This window comes from Psychrobacter sp. C 20.9, assembly GCF_001921765.1.
In the GTDB taxonomy this organism is placed as follows: Bacteria; Pseudomonadota; Gammaproteobacteria; order Pseudomonadales; family Moraxellaceae; genus Psychrobacter; species Psychrobacter piscatorii_B.
Genome location: NZ_MRYC01000014.1, coordinates 25,684 through 48,205, shown reverse-complemented (window position 1 = coordinate 48,205; position 22,522 = coordinate 25,684). Strand labels below are relative to the sequence as shown.

The 22,522-nt window shown below is 45.3% G+C and carries 19 protein-coding genes; 9 read left to right on the top strand and 10 right to left on the bottom strand.

Annotated features, from left to right (window positions below; translation table 11 throughout):
- Window positions 1–137: 137 nt before the first annotated feature.
- Window positions 138–2,297: a fatty acid oxidation complex subunit alpha FadB gene (fadB, locus tag BTW00_RS10205; RefSeq protein WP_075107325.1), complete on the bottom strand. Its 2,160-nt coding sequence runs from the start codon at window positions 2,295–2,297 to the stop codon at window positions 138–140.
- An 805-nt stretch (window positions 2,298–3,102) separates the two neighbouring features.
- Between fadB and BTW00_RS10200 the strand changes: the two genes are divergently transcribed.
- From BTW00_RS10200 to BTW00_RS10185, 4 genes are all read left to right on the top strand, one after another.
- On the top strand, window positions 3,103–4,179 hold the full coding sequence (locus tag BTW00_RS10200; protein ID WP_075107324.1) for a polyprenyl synthetase family protein: 1,077 nt from the start codon (window positions 3,103–3,105) through the stop codon (window positions 4,177–4,179).
- Between the two features lie 70 nt (window positions 4,180–4,249).
- Window positions 4,250–5,068: a DUF72 domain-containing protein gene (locus BTW00_RS10195; RefSeq protein WP_075107323.1), complete on the top strand. Its 819-nt coding sequence runs from the start codon at window positions 4,250–4,252 to the stop codon at window positions 5,066–5,068.
- Window positions 5,069–5,099: 31 nt separating this feature from the next.
- Complete coding sequence (locus tag BTW00_RS10190; RefSeq protein ID WP_075107322.1) at window positions 5,100–6,257, top strand: metal-dependent hydrolase; 1,158 nt, start codon at window positions 5,100–5,102, stop codon at window positions 6,255–6,257.
- 147 nt (window positions 6,258–6,404) lie between these two features.
- Complete coding sequence (locus BTW00_RS10185; protein ID WP_075107321.1) at window positions 6,405–6,917, top strand: hypothetical protein; 513 nt, start codon at window positions 6,405–6,407, stop codon at window positions 6,915–6,917.
- 114 nt (window positions 6,918–7,031) lie between these two features.
- Here the strand turns inward: BTW00_RS10185 and BTW00_RS10180 are convergent, their stop codons facing one another.
- Complete coding sequence (locus tag BTW00_RS10180; RefSeq protein WP_075107320.1) at window positions 7,032–7,436, bottom strand: hypothetical protein; 405 nt, start codon at window positions 7,434–7,436, stop codon at window positions 7,032–7,034.
- A 209-nt stretch (window positions 7,437–7,645) separates the two neighbouring features.
- Window positions 7,646–8,275, bottom strand: a complete 630-nt coding sequence (locus BTW00_RS10175) for a superoxide dismutase (protein WP_075107319.1) — start codon at window positions 8,273–8,275, stop codon at window positions 7,646–7,648.
- Window positions 8,276–8,803: 528 nt separating this feature from the next.
- Here BTW00_RS10175 and rdgB point away from each other — a divergent pair.
- Together rdgB and tig are read left to right on the top strand one after the other, a co-directional pair.
- On the top strand, window positions 8,804–9,457 hold the full coding sequence (rdgB, locus tag BTW00_RS10170) for an RdgB/HAM1 family non-canonical purine NTP pyrophosphatase (protein ID WP_075107318.1): 654 nt from the start codon (window positions 8,804–8,806) through the stop codon (window positions 9,455–9,457).
- A 462-nt stretch (window positions 9,458–9,919) separates the two neighbouring features.
- On the top strand, window positions 9,920–11,263 hold the full coding sequence (gene tig / locus BTW00_RS10165; protein WP_075107317.1) for a trigger factor: 1,344 nt from the start codon (window positions 9,920–9,922) through the stop codon (window positions 11,261–11,263).
- Between the two features lie 205 nt (window positions 11,264–11,468).
- Here the strand turns inward: tig and BTW00_RS10160 are convergent, their stop codons facing one another.
- The 7 genes from BTW00_RS10160 to BTW00_RS10130 form a co-directional block, all read right to left on the bottom strand.
- Entirely contained in the window at window positions 11,469–12,221 is a 753-nt protein-coding gene (locus tag BTW00_RS10160) for a HupE/UreJ family protein (protein WP_075107316.1), read from the bottom strand.
- A gap of 51 nt (window positions 12,222–12,272) precedes the next feature.
- Window positions 12,273–12,962 (bottom strand): urease accessory protein UreG, encoded by a 690-nt coding sequence (gene ureG / locus BTW00_RS10155; RefSeq protein WP_083603626.1) that lies wholly within the window; start codon window positions 12,960–12,962, stop codon window positions 12,273–12,275.
- Between the two features lie 57 nt (window positions 12,963–13,019).
- Window positions 13,020–13,814 carry an urease accessory protein UreF gene (locus BTW00_RS10150; RefSeq protein ID WP_075107315.1) on the bottom strand — a complete coding sequence of 265 codons (795 nt, stop codon included), beginning with the start codon at window positions 13,812–13,814 and terminating at the stop codon, window positions 13,020–13,022.
- The gene (gene ureE / locus BTW00_RS10145; RefSeq protein ID WP_075107314.1) at window positions 13,804–14,430 is read right to left on the bottom strand and encodes an urease accessory protein UreE; all 627 of its coding nucleotides are present in this window, start codon (window positions 14,428–14,430) and stop codon (window positions 13,804–13,806) included. Before ureE ends, BTW00_RS10150 begins: the two co-directional genes overlap by 11 nt.
- 180 nt (window positions 14,431–14,610) lie before the next feature.
- The gene (ureC, locus tag BTW00_RS10140) at window positions 14,611–16,785 is read right to left on the bottom strand and encodes an urease subunit alpha (RefSeq protein WP_075107313.1); all 2,175 of its coding nucleotides are present in this window, start codon (window positions 16,783–16,785) and stop codon (window positions 14,611–14,613) included.
- Between the two features lie 44 nt (window positions 16,786–16,829).
- A complete protein-coding gene (gene ureA / locus BTW00_RS10135) occupies window positions 16,830–17,132 on the bottom strand; it encodes an urease subunit gamma (RefSeq protein ID WP_057761815.1) in 303 nt (100 codons plus the stop codon).
- A gap of 79 nt (window positions 17,133–17,211) precedes the next feature.
- A complete protein-coding gene (locus BTW00_RS10130; RefSeq protein ID WP_075107312.1) occupies window positions 17,212–18,234 on the bottom strand; it encodes an urease accessory protein UreD in 1,023 nt (340 codons plus the stop codon).
- A gap of 825 nt (window positions 18,235–19,059) precedes the next feature.
- On the opposite strand from BTW00_RS10130, the gene clpP reads away from it, so the two are divergent.
- From clpP to BTW00_RS10115, 3 genes are all read left to right on the top strand, one after another.
- Window positions 19,060–19,686 carry an ATP-dependent Clp endopeptidase proteolytic subunit ClpP gene (clpP, locus tag BTW00_RS10125; RefSeq protein WP_218609020.1) on the top strand — a complete coding sequence of 209 codons (627 nt, stop codon included), beginning with the start codon at window positions 19,060–19,062 and terminating at the stop codon, window positions 19,684–19,686.
- Window positions 19,687–19,873: 187 nt separating this feature from the next.
- A complete protein-coding gene (clpX, locus tag BTW00_RS10120) occupies window positions 19,874–21,148 on the top strand; it encodes an ATP-dependent protease ATP-binding subunit ClpX (RefSeq protein WP_058024794.1) in 1,275 nt (424 codons plus the stop codon).
- 287 nt (window positions 21,149–21,435) lie between these two features.
- On the top strand, window positions 21,436–22,467 hold the full coding sequence (locus tag BTW00_RS10115) for an SDR family oxidoreductase (protein WP_075107311.1): 1,032 nt from the start codon (window positions 21,436–21,438) through the stop codon (window positions 22,465–22,467).
- Window positions 22,468–22,522 lie beyond the last annotated feature (55 nt).

Below are 22,522 nucleotides of genomic sequence, written 5' to 3'. Positions count from 1 at the left end.
CGCTGCGATTCAATGCCATGTATCACGCTGTCGTAAACCAGCTAAAACCGTACGTCCGTCATCAAAGTCTATCAACACATCCATGATTGTCTTTGTGTTGGCGGACGCACCACACTTATCCTAATACGGTATGTTCATTACTCGACTGAGTAAAAAGTCTCGCCTGCGGCTGCCATATCGCGAATCTTCTGCGGGGCTTCATAGGCTTTGCCAAGATGAGCGTACTTTTCACATAGTGCCAAATAGTTATCTAGACCCATTTGGTCGACATAACGGCAAGGGCCACCGCGGAATGGCGGGAAACCGACACCCATAATCATTGCCATGTCGGCCTCGGCAGGCGTGCTCACGATGTTGTCTTCTAGGCAGCGAACGGTTTCGTTGCAGAAAGCCAGCATAGTGCGGTCGATGATCGCTTGATCGTCGAATTCTTGCTTCTCACTGTCAGTCGTGGCTTTTAGTAACTCGTAAGTGGCTTCATCGGCAACTTTCTTTGGCTTACCGCGCTTGTCAGTTTCATACTTATAGAAACCTACGCCGTTTTTCTGACCGAGACGCTCATTCTCATATAGATGCTGGATCGCGCCTTTATAGTCTGGTTTCATGCGATCTGGGAAACCATCCGCCATCACTTCTGCGCCATGTACACCTGTATCTAGACCGACCACGTCGATTAGGTATGCAGGGCCCATTGGCCAGCCAAATTTTTCCATGACTTTATCAACATGAGCAAAGTCAGCACCTTGCTTGAGCAATAAATCAAACGCGCCAAAGTATGGGAACAAGACACGGTTGACCAAGAAACCTGGGCAGTCATTGACCACAACTGGCACTTTACCCATTTTTGAGGCGAGTGCTACGGTAGTCGCGATGGCTTCTTCAGAAGATTTTTCACCGCGAATCACTTCGACCAGTGGCATGCGATGTACTGGGTTAAAGAAATGCATACCGACGAAGTTTTCTGGACGCTCAAGCGCTTCCGCTAGGAACGTAATAGAGATAGTCGAGGTATTTGACGCTAGGATGCAATCGTCTTTTACTAACCCTTCTACTTCTTTTAGAACTGCACGCTTCACATTTGGATTTTCTACGACCGCTTCGATAACGATATCAGTCTCGCTAAAGTCACCATAGTTCAAAGTAGGACGGATGCGGCTTAAGGTTTCACCCATTTTCGCTGGGGTCATCTTCTTACGTTCAACCATTTTACCAAGCAGTTTGCTGGCTTCGCCCATACCAAGATCTAATTGCTCAGACTTGATATCTTTCATGATAATTGGCAAGCCTTTGCTGGCCGCTTGATACGCGATACCGCCACCCATGATACCAGCGCCTAGCACAGCGGCTTCATTGATATCATGTGCAAGCTTGCTGTGTTTTTTGGCCAGTTTTTTGACTAACTGATCGTTTAAGAATAGACCAACCAAGCTCTCTGCTTGTGGCGTTTTGGCCGCTTTGGCAAAGCCAGCAGCTTCAACTTCGATTGCTTTGTCACGTGGTAGGTTGACGTGCTTTTCAATCGCTTCAATAGCAAGAGCTGGTGCTGGGTACTGCTTAGGATTGGCTTTAGCGAAAATAGCACCTTTGGCACTATTAAATGCCATAGCTTGCTCAAGCTGGTTTAGCTTAACAGGAGCCAGTTTTTCTTCACGTTTTGCTTGCCAATCAAGCTCACCTGAGATACATTTTTTGACCAAATCAATGGCTGCATCTTGCAAGTCGTCAGCTGGTACGGTTGCATCAACCAAGCCGAGTTTTAGCGCATCAAGTGGTTTTTTGGGTGTGCCAGTGGCGATAAGCTCAAGCGCGTTATCGATACCAATGATACGCGTACTACGAACCGTACCACCGAAGCCTGGGAAGATACCTAGCTGAGTTTCTGGTAGACCGATAATCGCTTTGTCACTCATGACGCGGTATTCACAAACCAAGGTCATTTCACAGCCGCCGCCCATTGCCGCGCCATTGATGGCAGCCACTTTCGGGAATGGCAAATCTTCAAAACGATTGAAAGCGTCATTGACATGAACGACCCAATCTTTGATCTCGCTTTCTGACTTTTTGAAAGAAGCCACAAACTCTGTGATATCAGCCCCAGCGATAAACACGCCTTTGCCTGAAGTGACGATAAGACCTTTGACGTCGTCCGCTTTTTCTAAAGCAGTAACGGCTTCACCAAACTGCTTGTTGGTTTCGGCATCAAATTTGTTCACGCTCTCATTTTCGGCGTTGTAGTGCATGTTGGCGATGCCATCTTCTAGCATTGTCACCGTGATGCGATTTCCTTGGTATACCATTTGAAACTCCTTTCTATATAACGAAAGCTACGTTTTGAATTAAAATAAATAGCCAGTTACTGTTAGTAAAATGGGTAATAGCACTGTGCGCCGCCTTCAAGACAAACATCATCATGACGACAAACCACTAGTGGGCGCACAGTGAAGATGTCTTTATTATCCAGCGCTCATGATTTGATACTTATTTTGACGTCTCTTGTACCCCATCACACGGCGCTTCATTTATATGTTGCAAATACCGCTATTAAAATACTGACTGAGACATGGTCTAACACTGAAAATTGCTGAATTAATACGCTCAGTAAAAACCCATTACAGTCAACATCAGACCATTTTCACGTCAATTAGTGTAGGGGATTATGCCCCCAACTGTCACAAGCTAATGCCATACTCGCAAGTCACTCTTAAATCACCTGTAGGCATTTACCTTATGCGCAAAGTGTTTTAGTGAATACTTGTATACTGAGCTGCTATTTTGAATGTATTCGGTCTTGCTCGTCTTTACGGTCTACCACCTCAAGGGTGATAAACCGTTGGTGTAGCCCAATTAATATAACTTACTTAGCTTGCGCTTTTATCAAAACATATTCAACCAGCAAGTGACATCAGCGATGCGTAACCAAGACTTGTTGTAAGATTACGATTGTACTGCCTCGTTTTTGGATAAATCAGAGCTATAAAATGCAAAAAACAAACGATTGATACCGTGTCTCACACGAGCAATATGGCCTATCATGCTACACTAATACCGTTTTTACCTTGTCCTTAATAAGTTTTCATTGTATCCCTGATAAATGGTTGGATTATGACGGTTTCCCTTACTTCTAGCGCTACCTCTTCTGGCTTTGCCCCTTTTAACGCTGTCTCTTTTCAAAGCACTGAGCAATTTCATGGTGCTGTGCGCGCGCAACTGGCAAAAGATATTGAGGTCTTATTTGCTTATGCCAAGCTGCCTAGTCCACTGGTAGATGCCTGTCGTTATGTCATGACTGGACAAGGTAAATTGGTGCGCCCATTGATGGTTGCCAGTGCTTTTGCCAGTATTAATAGCGGTAATAGTGAACGTACAGACGAGCGCAATGACGACATCGACATGCTCAATGCTGATCTAGACTCATTGCTAGAAAATGACTCAGACTATGATATGTCGCGCCGTGCTGCATTGGCCGTAGAGCTACTACATACCTATTCGTTGGTGCATGATGATTTGCCATGTATGGATGATGACGAGCTGCGCCGTGGGCAACCGACTGCTCATATTGCCTTTGATGAAGCGACGGCACTGCTAGCAGGAGATGTATTGCAGACGCTCGCGTTTGAAGTATTGACCGCGGAAATGCCAACCTTTGCGCCATTCGATGCGCATATTGCAAGTCAGCTATTGGCCATATTTGCCCCGCGCGCTAGACGCATGGTGTCAGGTCAAATGCTGGATCTCAATGCCGAAGCCAGTACTGATATTGTGCAAAACGATTTAGAAGCCATCCATCGTGACAAGACAGGTGCACTGATTGAAGCGGCCATGCTCATGGGCGGCGTCTGTGCTGGCGCAACGGCTCCACAGCGTATGGCATTGCAAGAGTGCGCCCAATATATCGGTCTTGCCTTTCAAGTACAAGACGATGTATTGGACGTCACGATGACGACTGATACACTTGGTAAGCCTGCGGGTAGCGATGAAAAATTGGACAAATCTACCTATGTAAAACTGATGGGCGTCGATGACGCGACCAGCTATGCGCAATCGCTATTTAACGATGGACGCGCGGCTATTTCTCATGAACTAAATAGTCGTGAGCTTAGCGACAATGAAGATAACATTGGCAAAAATAATGACGCGCTACTGGCGTTGATTGAATGGCTGTGGTCACGTAAGAAATAGCTAGTGAATAGCCGCTGAATAAAAACAGCTCAGAAAGTTTTATCACCTCAAACGGCAGTGAGTGGTCAACATGGATAGTAACCCTACCCCGCGTATTTATCTTGGCACTGGTGGCTATAGCGACACGGATTTGCTCGGTACGCTGTACCCACAAGGCACCAAAAAGACCGACTTTTTACGTGAATACGCCAAACAATACGGTGCAGTCGAAATCAATAGCACCTTCTATGCGCCCATCGGGCAAAAAGCCTTTGCGGGGATGATTGATAAAGCTTACACACAAGCTAATAGCCAGTTAAAATTTGCCGTTAAACTACACCAAGATTTTACTCATGCACGTAAAGGCACTGCTGAGCACGCCGAGGCATTTTTAAATGCACTATCCCCACTTATTGAAGCAGATGCGTTAGCGCCGTTACTGCTCCAGTTCCCACATGGCTTTGACCGTACTCGCGAGCATCGTCTGTACTTGGCAGAACTTGTCAGCTGGTTTAAGGACTATCCGCTCGCCATCGAGTTTCGTCATAACGGCTGGCACACCCCGCAAGTGGTCGATAGCTTTGCACAGCAAGGGCTGATTTGGTGCAGTGTCGATTATCCCAAAGTCAGCGGGCTGCCGCCTGCGCGCCTGATATTTACCGAACGTACGGGCTATCTGCGAATGCATGGCAATAATTTGGGCTGGTGGGATGCGATGAGCGCGGCTGATCGTCATGATTATCGTTATAGTGAGGCTGAGATGCAGGACTGGGCGCAAGCGATTGCCAATCAGCGCCAGCATTTTGATGTGCTATATATCTTTTTTCAAAATACCGTGAAAGCGCACGCGTACTATAATATTGCGATGCTGCGTGAGGCGCTAATAGCGCATAACTTTGACGTACTGTAGTTAACCTAAACCCTAATTTAATAAGAGCGCTATGGATTCACTCAGTCAAATCGTCTTAGGTGCGAGCGTCCAAGGGGCAGTACTTGGCAAATATCAGGGTCGCAAAGCCTACCTATACGGGGCGATACTGGGCACGCTACCTGACTTGGATGTGCTTATCAGCTACCCCGATCCCATCAGTGACATGACCTACCATCGCAGATTTAGTCATTCATTACTCGTCCTGACCGCAGTAGGTATCATAGGTGCGTGGATGCTTAGTCGCTATCACCACTGGCGCGATATGCCGCTACCCTATTCAACGCGGCGCTTAGCACTCGCCATGACGTTGGTGTTGACCACCCATCCTATCTTGGACAGCTTTACCGTCTACGGCACGCAGCTATTTTGGCCACTGCAAGAACCTTTGCAGATGACCCCAATCAGTATTGCCTCCGTCTTTATCATTGACCCGCTCTATACCTTACCGCTACTGATAGCGGTAATCGTGGGCGTGATAAAAGGGTGCAAACTTGCGGTATTTAAAGCAGGAATGCTGATCAACTGTCAACGCCTTGCGGTTTGGATGCTGCTAATCAGTAGCAGTTATTTATTATTGGGCTTAGGATTAAAATACCACGCCCAATCCAAAGCGGAGCAAACTTTGGCAGTGGCTAATATCAATACCACACGCATCAAAACCATGCCTGTTCTGCCGACGTTACTCATGTGGCGTACCGTTGCCGAAGATAATGAGCATAGACTGATCGAGATACGCGGTAGTGCCTTAGACAGCCGCTTGCCTGAATATCGCTATCTGACGCAGTACGACAACGCGCAGACGCTACGGGCAAACCTGCCAGCGCAAAGCCGACCTTATGCCCAGCGTATTGACTGGTTCTCTGGTGATTGGACAGGGTATCGCGTCCAAATGCTACCCGCCACTTCTACTAATGCCGATGCAGCCGAACAGCTGGTCGTTGATGATTTGCGTATGATGGCAGGTGACACGGCGTTCTTTAGTTTTGTATTAGCGGATAAAACCAATGACAATGCGCAGTGGCAAGCCATCACACCGATAGACGCCCCTGTTATCACGGTAGATAGTGAACCTACACCGTCACGCTTTGAGCTGATTCAGCAAGGCTTTAAACGGGTGTTTGATGAGTTGATGTTAGATGGGAATAATAGCTGGAAACTGGTTGAATAAAGTTGGTTATTGGTGGTGACAGGGATTGGGTTTTGGGGTAAAGTCAGTTTAAATACTCCTTATAATATTGCGATGTTATGGGGAGTTTTGACCTTAAAATCTTATGAATCTAGTGATTCTAAACTATATCTATTAAAGGAAAGCTATATGAGCCCAGATATATTTATTGAGGATTTTGAGCTAACTGAAAATACTGAGGAGTTACATGCTATTCTAGGGCGTTCACTCATTATTTCTACGAGATTTGACAACTTGTGCGATGTCGCTGCAAAACTTTTGAAATTTCCGATAAGATTCGCATCTCTTCTATCTGAAGATGATTACAAAAAGTTTATTAAATCAATATTCGAGAAGTTCTCAAATCTCAATAACAATATTAATTCATTATCCATTGGGCAGAAAGAAAAAGATATGCTTCACATAGCACGCAAAGCTCGTAATGAAGTAGTTCATAGTCTTTCAATTGGCATGACAGGTTGTTTGGATATCAAAATTGACGAGTGTGATGTTAAGACTCATATTCCATCGTTAATAGCTCAAATTGCAGCTGGAGATTATCTAATTTCAGCCATATTATCTATTTTAAACAAAGAACCTTTACCGAATTATACAGAAAGTCAATACAAGAGAAAAGTTGTCGAATGGGTTCTTGGAAATTAATCAACTGAAAAAAGATGCCTCTCATCGTCCTTCTTTCAAATTAAATCTTGAGTCGTTAAATATTACACCTTATAGTATACCGTCATTCCACTGCCGTAATAACGGCCTAACTGCTTACATAGCATTATACGTGGGTGCAGACTTCATATACCAACCCGCACTGACAAACAACAACACCGCCAGCACCGCACCAAAGATTTCTACCGCAAACAGCATCTGCCCTATCGGTTCTGCCGAACGTGGAAAGATATTGGCAATGTCCGCCGCATACACCGCAAAAAACTCCACCGCGAGTAGCAGCAGTATCTTGCCGCGCATCGCATGACCGTCAATTCCCGTGAATAGCTGCCAAATGCTCAGCAGCCCAAGGGTCATCAAAAACACATTAAATAGCGTCATTACCATCGGTGAGTAGTCAGGAAACGCCCGCATCCCTACCAAGTTGCTAAATATCATAAAGCATAGATTAATGACCGACAGTGTCAAAATAGCAAGTACAGCAATGCGCGCTTTGTTCACGAGCTCCCTCCGTGTTAATTCCATTTTTTATTGAAAATCATTATAGCGCTGCTGAACATTTTTTTGCTGATAAAGGTTCGCTGGCGATCAATTACTTTCTGTAATGCATCGATAAAGTGTTCTAAAAATAACCGCAATTTTATCTCGCCCACAAAAAAAAGAGCACCAAACGGCGCTCTTTTTTTTATATCAAAACTTAAGCGTCAAGATTACTCTTCAACGCCTGCGTCTTGACCTTTATATTTTGCGTTTGCGTAGTCCCAGTTCACGAGCTTGTCTAAGAACGTATCAACATAGTCAGGACGACGGTTACGGTAATCTACATAGTACGCGTGTTCCCATACATCACAAGTCAATACAGCGACTTGGTCGTGTGCCAATGGGGTATCAGCGTTAGCAGTTTTGGCGATTGATAGTTTGCCACCCACTTTATCAGCGACTAGCCATGCCCAACCTGAACCGAACTGAGTCAATGCTGCATTTTTGAACTCTTCACGGAACTTGTCATAGCTACCGAAATCTTCTTCGATTTTTGCTTTTAGGTCGCCAGTAGGTTCGCCGCCGCCGTTGGTTGGCGTCATGCAGTTCCAGTAGAACGTGTGGTTCCATACTTGGGCTGCTTGGTTGAACATACCTTGCTTGCTGTCATCTTTAGCAGTCGCTTTGATGATTTCTGGTAAGGTTTTGTCTTCTAAACCAGAACCTGGTAGTAGCTCATTTAACTTGTTTACGTAAGCAGCATGATGCTTGTCATGATGATATTCTAGCGTCTCGGCACTGATATGTGGCTCTAGCGCGTCTTTTGCATATGGGAGATCTGGTAAAGTAATATTTGACATAATTATTTTATCCTTGCTTATTTGGCCACTCATACTACTGTCTCTCTAAATACAGACATACCTAAAATAGATACGCCTTAAGAATAGAAACACTTGGTATCGAGCTAAATTGGCTGAGTTTATTGTTTGAAGTGAATGTTATCGCTTAATACACGTGATTGCTTAACACTGTATCACGTATTATTATGAATCCAAAATTAACCTAGCTGTTATTGTTCTTCCAAAAGCCAAGTGTTTGACTCTATAGACTTTTATTAACTTAATATTCACAAGCTATAAGATATATTTCACTGTAGCTTGGTCACTATTATAACAACAGCCCCTAATAATATCAGTTACCAAATGTTATAGCTCGTATATTCTGCATCGTCACTGGTTATTTATTCAACGATGACCTTTTACCTCGTCAAACCCTATGCCATCAGTACTAACATCGTTATCGAGGTCGATCTTTATAGCATCTATAAAAATACCAAAAGTTAAAGCTCGGCTAATTCATTCATATTTTTTCTATAACGGAACGACCCTATGAGCACTACCGATACCGTACAACTCGCTCCCCAATCAACCTCTGATAACCAGTGGGTGCTGGCCAGCAATAACAAAGGCAAACTGGCTGAGTTTAAACGGCTATTTGCCGAAGCGAACTTGGACGTGACGATTGTCCCGCAAGGTCAGCTCGATATCGACGATGCGATAGAGGATGGGCTCAGCTTTGTCGAAAACGCCATTATCAAAGCACGCCATGCCAGCCGTATCAGCGGGTTACCGGCGATTGCTGATGACTCAGGACTGTGCGTGCCTGCACTCGGTAATGCACCAGGCATCTACTCGGCGCGTTATGCGGGTGAACACGGCAATGATAGTAAAAACAACGCCAAGCTCATTGCTGACTTGCAGCCATTACGCACGACCCAGCCTGACACACCGATTGAGGGTATGTTCGTTTGCGTGCTGGCTATGGTGCGTCATGCAGATGACCCATTACCGATTATCGCTCAAGGATTATGGCACGGTGAGATCTTAGACACACCGCATGGCGACGGCGGTTTTGGCTATGATCCATTGTTTTGGTTACCTAATCTACAAGCCAGTGCGGCAAGCCTAAGTGCGGCTGATAAAAATCGTCTCAGTCATCGGGGGCAGGCTATTCAGCAATTATTGGCACAACTGCCTTTATAGGTTCTCTTATAAAAACTTTATAGGTTCTCTTATAAAAACTTTATAGGTTCTCTTGTAAAATAAGTGCGCTTGTAATCGCAAAAAACCTTAGAAACCCTGCCGTCAAAGAGATAATTTTTACTTTAATAAGCAGATAGATTATACTGTTCTACTTTTAAAATTTTGTTGAAGGCCGTTATTTGCCTGTATAATTCACCAAAAAGCGTTATTATGCGGTGCATTAACGGTTTATAACTGATATTTGGTAACCCTGACAACTTCGACAGTGTCACCCTTTAGTATCAGCGGCGATTGCTACTGGTGCTGATTTTGAAGTGGCGGGCTTATCATTATCCCCTATTTATTCCAGCGGCAACCGTCGTACACGCCCGTAATTTGAGGCACGGTTTGTCTATTACCATTTAACCCTAAGTACTATCTCATTAATCAAACGTACTACTTAATCCTAAAGGTGTAATGAACATGGCTACAGATTTACAAGTCACAACCAACAAGCTATCTAATAAAGAGACTCAGCTCACGGTTAAAGTACCCGTTGAAAAAATTCAAAACAAAGTAGAAGGCCGCATCAGCCAAGTGGCGAAAACCGCCAAAATCGACGGTTTCCGTAAAGGCAAAGTGCCAATGTCGCACATCCGCTCACAGTACGGTGCGGGCATCCAGCAAGAAGTGATCAACGATGTGATCCGTGATACGGTCTTTGAAGCGATCAAATCTGAAGACATCCGCGCGGTTGGCATGCCAAACATCGACGACGTCAAACTTGAAGACGATTTCTTGGTGTATCAAGCCACCGTTGAGATCTTCCCAGAAATCGACGTACAAGGTATCGATGAAATCGAAGTTGAGCGTCACACGGCACAAGTAAGTGACGAAGACGTTGACACCATGATCGAAAACCTACAAAAGCAACGTGAAGAATTCGTTGAGAAAAAGGGCATGGCGGCGAAAGACAACCAAGTGACTTTTGACTTTGAAGGCTCTATCGACGGCGAAAAATTCGAAGGCGGTTCTGCTGAAGACTTCAAACTAGTGATCGGTAGCAACCAGATGATTCCAGGTTTTGAAGCGGGTATCAAAGGCATGAAAGCGGGCGAAGAAAAAATTATCGACGTCACTTTCCCAGAAGATTACCAAGCTGAGAACCTAGCTGGTAAAGAAGCACAGTTCAAAATCAATGTAAAATTGGTTGAAAAATCTAAGTTACCTGAAATCGATGATGCTTTCCTAGAGCTATTTGGCGTAAAAGAAGGCGGCATTGAGAAACTAAAAGAAGACGTACGCAAAAACATGGAAAGAGAAATCAAAAACGCTGCGCGTAGCCAAGTTAAGCAAGCGACTTTTGATGCATTGCTAGAAAAGAACGAGTTTGACGTACCAAGCGCCATGCTAGAGCAAGAAATCGAGCGTCAACGCAACATGATGATGCAACGTTTTTCTCAGCAGTTCGGTGCGAGCGCTGATAGCTTCGATAAAGACATGCTGCCAAATGAGCTGTTTGAAGAGCAAGCGCTACGTGCAGCCCGTCTTGGTATCATCGTTGCCCGTGTTATCGACACCAAAGGTCTAGAAGTAGATCAAGAGCGTGTTGAAACCTTCATCAAAGAAGCGGCTGAAAACTACGAAGATCCAGCGGAAGTAATCGAGTACTACACCAATGACAAGCAGCAACGCGCTAACATTGAGTCTGTGGTACTAGAAGACCAAGTAGTAGATTACTTGATCAGCCAAGGCAAAGTGACTGACAAAGAAGTCAGCTACCAAGATTTGCTAGCGGCTCAGCAACAACAGCAGCAAGGTATGTAATCTAGACTGAGCGCTGTATGCTGTTAAACCATAACACCACACAGCACTCTTGTTCTACATATCAAAAAATACGGCCCCGATCATCGATCGGGGCCGTATTTTTTTGTGCACGCTCAATGGCTTTTTTGATTAACCAATCGCTAGCATGGTCGTTACGCAATACGTATCAGCTAAGACTACGCTCAAAGTCTTGCAATAATACACCCTATACTAGAGCAGGTACAAACACCGCACCCAGTCCAAGTACGACCAGACCACGCTGTAACCATAAGTTATCACCTAGGCGCTGCTTTAGCTGCTGGCTGACCAGCGTACCAACTGCATATAGCGCCAGCATCGTCACTAGCATCCCTGCATAAAATCCTAGCTGACCACTTACGCCAGCATTCGCTGGTACTTCAAGGGCATGTGCCAATCCGTGAAAGACCGCCAAACCACCAAAACCAAACAACGATAGTTGCTGGATGCTTGGCGTATGCGCTGGCTGCGTACGCGCTGAAAAAGCTTCTTGTCGACTCTTATCACTCATCAAAATCAGAGCCAATACGACCACTGATAGCGATATGGCAATCTCAATCCATCCAGATGATGCCGCAAACCCAACACCGCCAACCAACACCCCAATAGTGCCCAAAACGGCCCCTAGTGATAATCCAGCTGTCAGTGACATCATACCTAGGCGCTGCTTTTGTAGTCCATAAAACAACATGCCCATCCCTACTGCCAAAAACAGATGATCAAGACCCGTCACTGGATGCAGCAATCCTGCTTGCAATGTGCCCAAAAACGAGGGCGCTTGTATAGTAGCCGAGTGAAGATGACCAGAATGTGCCTGCGCCAACGACGGTACCATCGTAAAGGTTGCAAGCGTCATTGAAGCCGCTGCTATTTTTCGAGAAGATAAAGCCTTTGAAAAACGGGCTTTATGACTGTGATGCTCTTTTGTATGTTGTGTCATGGGGTTGACTCCTTATGATGAATATTTTAATGATTGATGAGGGGCTATTGGTTAAGCGAGCATACCGTGCTCTTTGATAAAGGCAATAATTTCATCCAGACCATCACCGGTTTTCATATTGCTAAAGACAAAAGGCTTATCGCCACGCATTTTTTTAGCATCGCGCTCCATCACCTCAAGCGATGCGCCAACCATTGGGGCAAGATCGGTTTTATTGATGATTAATAAATCTGACTTGGTGATACCAGGGCCCCCTTTACGAGGTATCTTATCACCCGCTGAGACGTCAATGACATATAAGGTCAGATCAGACAGCTCTGGGCTAAAGGTCGCGGCAAGATTGTCACCACCCGACTCAATGATAATCAATTCTAGGCCCTCAAAGGTTTCTTGCAACTCGGCAATGGTCGTCAGGTTGATCGACGCATCTTCACGAATCGCAGTATGCGGACAGCCGCCCGTTTCTACGCCGCGAATACGTTCAGCGGGCATCGCATTATTGCGTGTCAAAAACTGCGAATCTTCTTTGGTATAAATATCATTGGTGACAACTGCCATATTGATCGTATCACGCAAGTTTTGACACAGTTTTAGGGTCAAAGCGGTCTTACCACTGCCGACTGGCCCGCCGATGCCGAGGCGTAAGCACGATAAGGCAGAAGACAGTTTCTGGCTATCACTATCAGTTTGTATGTCTGATGCAACATTAGAATTTTTTGATTTGAGCGGAGTTAGAGACATATTAATTTCCTGAAACAGTTTGTATATTAATAAGTATAAATAAAAATGAAGGTAAAATTATGAGCGGAACAACCGACTGTATTGCTCCTCATGCATACTTGAGAGAATCGCCAAATTGGGCAAGCTATTAGTAATATTGATCCTGTCATAGAGGTCTTCGCACAGCTTTTGACAACCCTGATGTTCACTCATATTGAGCGTGTCGGTCGCGTTTGATGACGTGATTACATCCTCAAAGGCTTGCTGTATGCTATCGCTCAGCGCTTCAACTTCAGAGCCAAGATCACTTTGCAGCTGCCACAAGATACGCTGACCCGCCATTTGCCCGAGTGGTACGGTTTTGACAGCAGCGAGCACCATATTTTCCAATTGAGCAAATCCATAGGTGGTCATCGACTGCATGAGTGGCAGCTGCCAATGCTGGGCAATGTGAGCAAAAAGTGGTAAATAACCATCATCAGGTATCTCAGCAGGTATACCAAGATTCAGTACCTCGTTGAGCCAAGATACCATCGCCTGCGCTAGCTGCTGCGACTCTAGTATAAACTCTTTACTCTCAAGGCCTGCATGATAATCATGTGCCAGATTTGCTACTAGCACCTCATTACCTTGATCAAGCGCACACATGATAAGTGCCAATATAGGTAGCTCGTAGCCAATGACAGCCAGCGCAAGATAGTCTTGCATAAAGGTAAGCGTACTGGCTTCATCAGAGATAATGCCTGACTCAATCGCTGACTCTACGCCTTGTGAGTAGGTATAGCTACCAATCGGCAAGTTACTAGAGGCCAGCATCAACATTTGCCCAAGTTGGACAGACTGATGGGACTGAGTACTGCCATCAATCCTCATTTGAGCGACCTATAGACGCATTATGATGGCTGTGGCTGTCATCATGGTTATGACTGTGATTGTGGTTGTTGTCATGGTCATCATCATGGCTATGCGCGTCATTATGCGAATGCGTATGAGCGTGAGAATGGCTATGCGAATGCCCGTGTCCTGTCTGATAAGCACCCGTTTCAGGCTCAAACGGCACTGATGCAGGCTCAGTATGCAGCCCAAGATTTTCTAGCATTTGTGCCAGTACATGATCGTTTTCAAAATACAGCGCGTACCCTGCTGCACTGTGCTCAAACATCAACGGCACATGGCGATTGCCCAAATGATATGCGCCTTTCATTAATAAAAAATCATCGGCTGCCGTCACTTTGGTCACCGCTTGGGGCTTGGCGATGACTTGCATCAACTCCCCTGCGGCATTGGTGAGGACGTCATCTCCTTTTAAGACACCAGTACGCGGCAAATCGATACCGACCGCCTCCCCTGAAACTGTCACAGCTCGAAATCGCGAATGCTGACGAGTATCAAAGTCCAAAAGCAGATAGTCATCCGCTTGGCGCTGGGCAGTCAATTGCGCTTGTTGGATATCACTTAAGGTAGGGAGACGGGTATTAAATATTTTCATAAATATAATGCTCTGTTTACTGTGGCTCAAACGATTGAATAATAGTATTGATAATAAAAGTGCCCAAAATGGCAGTCAGCAATCAATGGGAAGATCACGCCAAAACCAGCTCTCTATAAGCCTGTGACACGCTTTTTAAGACAGCCTTTGGTCATGTGTCTTTAAATCTTAAAATAAAAATCAGAATAAAAAATAACGCTGTGCCATGGGCAGTACCTCAGCAGGCTCACAGGTAAGTGTCTTACCATCGGCACGTACTTCGTAGGTCTCAGGATTGATGTCCATATCTGGGCAGTAGCTGTTGAGGCGCATATCGCTTTTGCGAATCTCACGTATCCCATGGACAGGCTGAATGACTTTGGTCAATCCAAGCTGCTTATCGACTTGTTTGTCTATCGCGGCTTGCGACATAAAGGTGATGCTGGTTTGAGCAACCGATTTGGGATACGACGCAAACATAGGACGATAATGCACAGGCTGAGGGGTGGGAATAGAGGCGTTGATATCGCCCATCGGTACCGCAGCGATCAGGCCACCTTTGATGATGCATTCAGGTTTTACCCCAAAAAACTTGGGCGACCACAGCACCATATCCGCCCATTTACCCACTTCAATGGAGCCGACCATATCGCTAATACCATGCGTAATCGCAGGATTTATCGTATATTTTGCGATATAGCGTTTGATGCGAAAGTTATCATTGTCCGCGCTTTGATCGTAGTCGGTCAGAGTAATATGCTGCGCTTGATGCTCTGTTTGTGCTGTCGCATCTGGAGCCAGATGACCACGCTGAACTTTCATTTTGTGCGCCGTCTGCCATGTGCGAATGACCACTTCACCCACGCGCCCCATCGCTTGTGAATCGCTACTCATCATCGAGATAGCACCCAAATCGTGCAATATGTCTTCAGCCGCGATGGTTTCTTGACGAATACGGCTTTCGGCAAATGCTACGTCCTCTGCGATAGCTGGACTTAGATGATGACAAACCATGAGCATATCGAGATGCTCGTCAATAGTATTGACGGTATAAGGCCTAGTAGGATTGGTGGAAGATGGCAGCACATGCGACTCGCCAATGGCCTTTAGAATATCAGGCGCATGGCCACCACCTGCCCCTTCAGTATGAAAGGTATGAATACAGCGGTTTTTAAATGCGCCTAGTGTACTCTCAAGATAGCCACTTTCATTTAACGTGTCAGTATGAATCGCAACTTGCACATCATAATCGTCAGCAACGCTCAGACAATTATCGATGGCTTGCGGCGTCGTACCCCAATCTTCATGTAGCTTGAGTCCGACGGCACCCGCTTCGATTTGCTCAGCAATTGGGGTGGGCACACTCACATTGCCTTTACCCAATAGCCCAATATTCATAGGGATACTATCGGTAGATTGTAGCATTGAGGCAATATGATATGCCCCCGGCGTACAAGTAGTCGCGAGCGTACCTTGGGCAGGGCCTGTGCCACCGCCTAGCATCGTGGTCACCCCCGACATCAGCGCCGTCTCACACTGCTGAGGCGCGATAAAGTGAATATGACTATCGACGCCGCCTGCGGTGAGGATTTTGCCTTCACCAGCGATGATTTCGGTCGCGCTGCCAATCGGAATATCGATGGCAGGCTGGATATCAGGATTACCCGCTTTACCAATCGCGCTGATACGGCCATTTTTGATACCGATATCGGCTTTATAGATACCCGTATAATCTACAACCAGCGCATTGGTAATCACGGTATCTGCAACCTCAGCCCCCAGCAGTTGCCCTTGACCCATACCATCACGGATGACTTTGCCGCCGCCAAACTTAACTTCCTCACCCTTGATCTCGGTAGTATGGCTAGTACCTTCATCACTTTGTGACGTATTCGCTTGGTCAACAGCAGTATCTTTATGGCTGGTCAAATCAGCCTCAACCTGTAGCCAAAGCTCAGTGTCGGCAAGACGCACTTTATCCCCTGTTGTCGGACCAAAATGCTCTGCATAAATCTGCCGACTCACCCGCTTTTGCGAAGTAGCCAGTTGCTTTTCATCGGTCTTATCTGGTTGAACCGCGCCCATGACACGACCTGCAAAGCCATATACTTCCTGCTTACCCGCATAAGCCACCAATTCTACCTCTCGCGACTGCCCCGGCTCAAAACGAACTGCCGTGCCAGAGATAATATTTAGGCGATACCCACGGGTCTGCTCTCTATCAAAGCTCAGCGCATCATTGACTTCATAAAAGTGATAATGCGAGCCGATTTGGATCGGTCTATCGCCAGTATTACTCACACTGATGGTCTGTACTTGTCGTCCTTGGTTTAGGATAATGTCACCATCTTGGATGTTATATTCGCCTGCTTGCATGGGAGCCGCCTTATTTTGGAGTGATCATTTAGTGATAGACAGAACTATACGATGGGATTGTGTACCGTGACCAATTTGGTACCATCAGGGAAGGTCGCCTCGATTTGCACTTCATCGACCATCTCTGCCACCCCTTCCATGACATCATCGGCAGACAGGTAAGTAGCCCCTTCACTCATTAATTCAGCCACTCTTTTGCCATCTCTAGCCCCTTCCATCAGCAACATACTGATATAAGCGATGGCTTCGGGGTAATTGAGCTTAACACCGCGGTTTTTGCGGCGCTCAGCCACCATGCCAGCGGTAAATAGCATGAGCTTGTCTTTTTCTGTTGGCGTCAGATGCATGGCAAATCCTTATTTTATTTATTATAAAAGTTATAGCAGATTATCAGGTCGTGTGGCTTAGCTATGAAAAACCGTAGACTTAGGTGTCCCAAATACGCGGACGGCAAGGCTCAAGCTGCCACCAATGATGTCGCAAGACTTCTCTGATTTGATAAAAGGCTTCAAAACAGCCGCGCACATCTGAGCCGATATACCGAATATTCACGGCCTGTCCGTTATGAGTACAATAGACATGTAATTCAGCCTCAGCAATGATATGGCGTAATGCGACGATGGTACTGTCTAAATAGCGAGCTAGGGCTTGCTTCATCGTTGCTAAGGCTGTCTCGTCTGATTGTGCGGGAGAGGCAGGCAGTGCAGCGTTGTCATGTACATCGCTCAAACTTGGCACTGCCCAAAACGATCCATAAATATGCTGATCTGCTAGTCCTAGGCTCGATGTAAACCAGCGACTTTGGGCAGCCTGTTTGACCCGATCAGTAACGATAATTTTGCCGTCTCGATAGATATTCAATCCAGTATGATAACGCCCTTGCAGGAACTGCTCATCATATGCTTGCCGTCCAAATACGCTAATCTCCCAAGTCAGCAAGCTAGATGAGTCAGCTAAATCAAAACGGCTCACTGCATGCATATTGGCTTCGTTATAAATAATACTCTCTTGTGGTAGCCATTCTAAGCGAACATGTGCGGCGAGTTTGGCTTGCAGATGTTGGCTTGCATAGGCAGCTATCTTGTTTTGGCTCATACTTTGGTGCGTGTCGTTGTCGTCCGACCGAGCTTTATGTTTTTGGCTGACACTGTCATTACCATACCACTTGCCCGCCCCTGGTGTGGTGATAACAGCATGGCTGCCATTGTCTAAATGCAACTCTATCGTCAGCGTATCACCGCCTGCGATACCTGCTGGCGGATATAACATCAATATATGGCAAATGCCTTGCTGCACACGTGGCTCAGGATATAGGGCACGCTGTACCATAAGCGCGCCCGTGTGCTTACGATGAGATAGCCGCGTCTTAGCGGTAGCACCCGCAATTTTGGCAGTATCTGTGCGCTTAACAGTGTCAAAACTCAATGTTAAAGAAGAAGCCCAACTCATTTTATATACTCATTTGCTCATTTTACTCATTAAATACAATCTAGTAATCTGGCTCCTGACCAAAAAGTCAGTTAATTTCACTGTCTATACAAGCATTATGCCAACTCATATGCAAACACTCTTACATACAGTCCACCATCACACCCAACATAATGATTTTACTTTGGTTTTGACTGTATATTTTTTCTTACTAACATGACAAAGCTGGTTTAGTTATTTTTTAATCAGCCTTTTACCACTGGTACTTGAGAAGTAAGTGGTTATTTGCACCAAAATATGGCATTTTTTAATAATGTGCACCATTTTTTAGCATTTAGACTTAGGCAGTCAACACAACAATTTATGCTACTCTTTCTATTTATAAGTAAATGCGTTCAATGATTGATTTGATAATGAACCATTTGCACAATTGAACAGTAAGATAGGTAGATGAACGGTAAGATAGGTAGATTGCAAGGCAGTTAATCAGGTATTCTATGTTAAAAAGTATGGTGAGACACTGCTCTATGATATCTATATCAGGATAAGCTTCCGTAGCATGTACCTAATTTGCGGATATTTGGGTCAGTATCTATCTTTTGTATTCTTTTTAGATTTGTAAAAAGCACAAATAAATAGGATGCTCACTTTTTCACCTATTTTATGCACAAACGGGTTTTATAGGCTTGAATAGTGGACGTAGTCCCCCTATAAACTACCCATTAGCACAAAACATACCAGACAATAAAACCATTTTAACTGTTTTTTATTTTATCCCTTTATCGATAGGACTTTTCTATGACAGATTATGAACGCATCACTGCTAACCCACATTTTGATATGCTGATGAGTGCGCACAAAGAAGTACAAACCACCCAAGCGGCGCTAGTACCAATGGTGGTTGAGCAGTCTTCACGCGGTGAACGCTCGTTTGATATTTTTTCACGCCTATTGCGTGAGCGTGTGATCTTTTTGACAGGTCAAGTCGAAGACCATATGGCCAATCTAATCGTCGCACAGCTGCTATTTCTAGAAGCTGAAAACCCTGACAAAGACATTCATTTGTATATCAATTCACCAGGCGGCTCAGTAAGTGCAGGCTTGGCAATCTTTGATACCATGAACTTTATCAAACCTGAAGTATCCACCATCTGTATGGGCGGTGCTTATAGCATGGGCTCATTCTTGTTGGCCGCGGGTCAAAAAGGCAAGCGCTACTCACTCGCCAATGCTCGCGTGATGATTCACCAGCCATCAGGCGGCGCGCAAGGTCAAGCGACGGACATCGAGATCAATGCCCGTGAGATTCTAAAAACTCGTGCACGCTTGAACCAGATCCTATCTGAGCGTACTGGTCAGCCACTCGAAAAAATCGAAAAAGACGTCGAGCGCGATTTTTGGTTAGATGCTGAGGAAGCCAAAGAATACGGTTTGGTTGACGAAGTATTAGAGCGCCGCCCTGATTCTTTATAATCAAAGCATAAGCGCTATGCCTCTCAATTGAGAGTGCCATCATAAGAATAGTTATAGTCTATTTGTATGGTAAATCAATATGCCGCTCATACCTGATAGATCGTAAGCAGGTATGAGCGTTCAACCAATACAACCATCGATATGTCGCAAATAGACTAACCAGTTTTAAACTTTAGGAGCGCCTTTTATGGCAGAAGATAATACCCCGCATTGCTCGTTTTGCGGTAAAGCCAAAAGCGATGTCCAGCAGCTGATTGCCGCTGACGATGCCAATATCTGTAATGAATGTATCGAGTTATGTACTGATCTAATCGCAGATAGCGCGGAATACAGTGATGACGACAGCGAAATAGATACCTCTTGGGTCAATAAAAAACTCCCTACCCCAAAAGAACTACGTGCCAAGCTTGACGAATATGTCATCGGTCAGGACGCTGCCAAAAAAGCACTGTCTGTCGCTGTCTACAATCATTACAAACGTCTAAAAGTTAGCCAAACACTCGCCAACGACAGCAAAAAAGCCAAAATTGGCGCTGATGATGCGATGGTAGAATTGGCAAAAAGCAATATCTTGCTCATTGGTCCGACTGGTTCTGGTAAGACATTGCTAGCGCAAACCTTGGCTCGTCTGCTTGACGTGCCATTTGCAATGGCCGATGCTACCACCTTAACCGAAGCAGGTTATGTCGGTGAAGACGTTGAGAATATCGTGCAAAAGCTACTACAAGCGTCTGACTATGATGTGGCCAAAGCGGAACAAGGGATCATCTATATTGATGAAATCGACAAAATCAGTAAAAAAGGCGACAACCCATCGATCACGCGTGACGTGTCGGGCGAAGGCGTGCAGCAAGCGCTACTCAAGCTGATCGAAGGCACCGTTGCTGCGATTCCACCGCACGGTGGTCGTAAGCACCCTCAGCAAGAGCTGATCCAAGTCGATACCAGTAACATCCTAATCATCGTCGGCGGCGCGTTTGCAGGACTTGATAAAGTCATTCAGCAACGTACCGAAAAAGGTGGTATCGGCTTTAACGCGGATGTCAGCTCAAAAGACGACAGTCGTCGTAGCTCAGACTTGCTACAAGAAGTTGAGCCAGAAGATTTGATCAAGTTTGGTTTGATTCCTGAGCTGATCGGTCGTCTGCCTGTGCTGGCAGCGCTCAAAGAGCTTGATGAAGAAGCCTTGGTACAAATCCTTACCGAACCTAAGAACGCACTGGTTAAACAGTACAAGTACTTGTTCGATATGGAAGGCGCTGAGATCAGCTTTACAGATGAAGCACTTGATGCCATCGCCAAAAAAGCTATGGAGCGTAAAACTGGCGCGCGCGGTCTACGTTCTATCGTAGAAAACGCTTTGCTTGAGACCATGTATGAGCTACCTTCTATGGAAAATGCCAAGACCGTGATGGTTGATGCAGAAGTCATCAATGAAGGTAAAATACCTAAAATTGCTTAATGCATAATGAGACTTAGATGGCTCATTATTAATAATGAAGTATTCAAAAAAGCGTCTGGCTCTATGAGTCAGACGCTTTTTTTGTGGCTACTCATCCCCTAAACCTCTTCTCAATGATGCAACTAACCTTGATAACGTCAGATTCTTAGCGCCTTAGCACTCTAGAAGTAACCGCATAATGAAATGACAGCAGCGTTTATCAATCGCATGTAAGCCTATGACAAATCATGCTAATGTAAATAGCAACGATGTATACCCATCATGAATAATACAAAGGACTGTTTATTATGCTTAACAATATAACCACGATGGCGTCCTCATTACGCCAGCACCTGCCCTTTTATACACCCAGCGAACAAGATAATGATATTGCACCTTATTACCAAAACCATGTCGCCGCTATCACTGGCGCAGGTTCTGGGATGGGACGCGAGCTTGCGCTTCACTTAGCAAAAATGGGCTGTCATGTGGCGCTATCAGACATCAATGTAGAACAACTGGCACGAACCAAAGAGATGCTGGTTGGTTATGATGTTAAGGTCACCATGACTGTACTTGATGTCTCAGACAATGACGCTATGCAAGCGTGGGCGGATAGCGTGATGCGCGACCATGGCAAAGTCAATTTCATCTTTAACAATGCAGGCGTGGCCTTCTCTTCGACGATAGAGGGCGCTAGTATTGAAGAGCTTGAGTGGGTAATGGATATCAATTTTTGGGGCGTGGTTTATGGCACCAAAGCGTTTTTACCACTCATCAAAAACAGTGTCAAACAAAGCAGCGAGGTGACGAGTGATAATCAGGACGATCAACCCCGCCAGTTTAAAGAACATGGTCATGTTATCAATATTTCCAGCCTGTTTGGTTTGACCGCTCAGCCTTCATATTCTGCTTATAATGCCAGTAAATTTGCGGTACGCGGCTTTACAGAAAGCCTGCGTCAAGAGCTTAACATTCAAAACTGCGGTGTATCAGCGACCTGTATCCATCCAGGCGGTATCAAAACCAATATTGCCAATAGCGCACGTGGCAATGATAGTACCAGTACGGTCGGTATGCCTACTGGTGATAAAGCCATTAGAAGCTTCAATAAACTGTTGAAATTTGATGCCAGCGAAGCAGCTTGGATTATTTTACATGCCGCTGCGACCAATCAGCAGCGCTGCTTAATTGGGAATGATGCCAAAATGGTTGATGCCATTCAGCGGGTATTCCCATCACATTATAGTGAAGTTATAAACGACATCACTCAGTTATCGCGTAAACTAAAACCAAGACGCAATAACAAGCGTAGTGATAAAACAAGTACCGCACCATAACTAACTGACGCTCCTTAAATAAAAAAGCCCTACTGTTTTTGAACAGCAGGGCTTT

Excerpts from the sequence above, each read along its gene's own strand:
- fadB (WP_075107325.1), bottom strand. The coding sequence starts at position 2,297 with ATGGTATACCAAGGAAATCGCATCACGGTGACAATGCTAGAAGATGGC.
- BTW00_RS10200 (WP_075107324.1), top strand. The coding sequence starts at position 3,103 with ATGACGGTTTCCCTTACTTCTAGCGCTACCTCTTCTGGCTTTGCCCCT.
- BTW00_RS10195 (WP_075107323.1), top strand. The coding sequence starts at position 4,250 with ATGGATAGTAACCCTACCCCGCGTATTTATCTTGGCACTGGTGGCTAT.
- BTW00_RS10190 (WP_075107322.1), top strand. The coding sequence starts at position 5,100 with ATGGATTCACTCAGTCAAATCGTCTTAGGTGCGAGCGTCCAAGGGGCA.
- BTW00_RS10185 (WP_075107321.1), top strand. The coding sequence starts at position 6,405 with ATGAGCCCAGATATATTTATTGAGGATTTTGAGCTAACTGAAAATACT.
- BTW00_RS10175 (WP_075107319.1), bottom strand. The coding sequence starts at position 8,275 with ATGTCAAATATTACTTTACCAGATCTCCCATATGCAAAAGACGCGCTA.
- rdgB (WP_075107318.1), top strand. The coding sequence starts at position 8,804 with ATGAGCACTACCGATACCGTACAACTCGCTCCCCAATCAACCTCTGAT.
- tig (WP_075107317.1), top strand. The coding sequence starts at position 9,920 with ATGGCTACAGATTTACAAGTCACAACCAACAAGCTATCTAATAAAGAG.
- BTW00_RS10160 (WP_075107316.1), bottom strand. The coding sequence starts at position 12,221 with ATGACACAACATACAAAAGAGCATCACAGTCATAAAGCCCGTTTTTCA.
- ureG (WP_083603626.1), bottom strand. The coding sequence starts at position 12,962 with ATGTCTCTAACTCCGCTCAAATCAAAAAATTCTAATGTTGCATCAGAC.
- BTW00_RS10150 (WP_075107315.1), bottom strand. The coding sequence starts at position 13,814 with ATGAGGATTGATGGCAGTACTCAGTCCCATCAGTCTGTCCAACTTGGG.
- ureE (WP_075107314.1), bottom strand. The coding sequence starts at position 14,430 with ATGAAAATATTTAATACCCGTCTCCCTACCTTAAGTGATATCCAACAA.
- ureC (WP_075107313.1), bottom strand. The coding sequence starts at position 16,785 with ATGCAAGCAGGCGAATATAACATCCAAGATGGTGACATTATCCTAAAC.
- ureA (WP_057761815.1), bottom strand. The coding sequence starts at position 17,132 with ATGCATCTGACGCCAACAGAAAAAGACAAGCTCATGCTATTTACCGCT.
- BTW00_RS10130 (WP_075107312.1), bottom strand. The coding sequence starts at position 18,234 with ATGAGTTGGGCTTCTTCTTTAACATTGAGTTTTGACACTGTTAAGCGC.
- clpP (WP_218609020.1), top strand. The coding sequence starts at position 19,060 with ATGAGTGCGCACAAAGAAGTACAAACCACCCAAGCGGCGCTAGTACCA.
- clpX (WP_058024794.1), top strand. The coding sequence starts at position 19,874 with ATGGCAGAAGATAATACCCCGCATTGCTCGTTTTGCGGTAAAGCCAAA.
- BTW00_RS10115 (WP_075107311.1), top strand. The coding sequence starts at position 21,436 with ATGCTTAACAATATAACCACGATGGCGTCCTCATTACGCCAGCACCTG.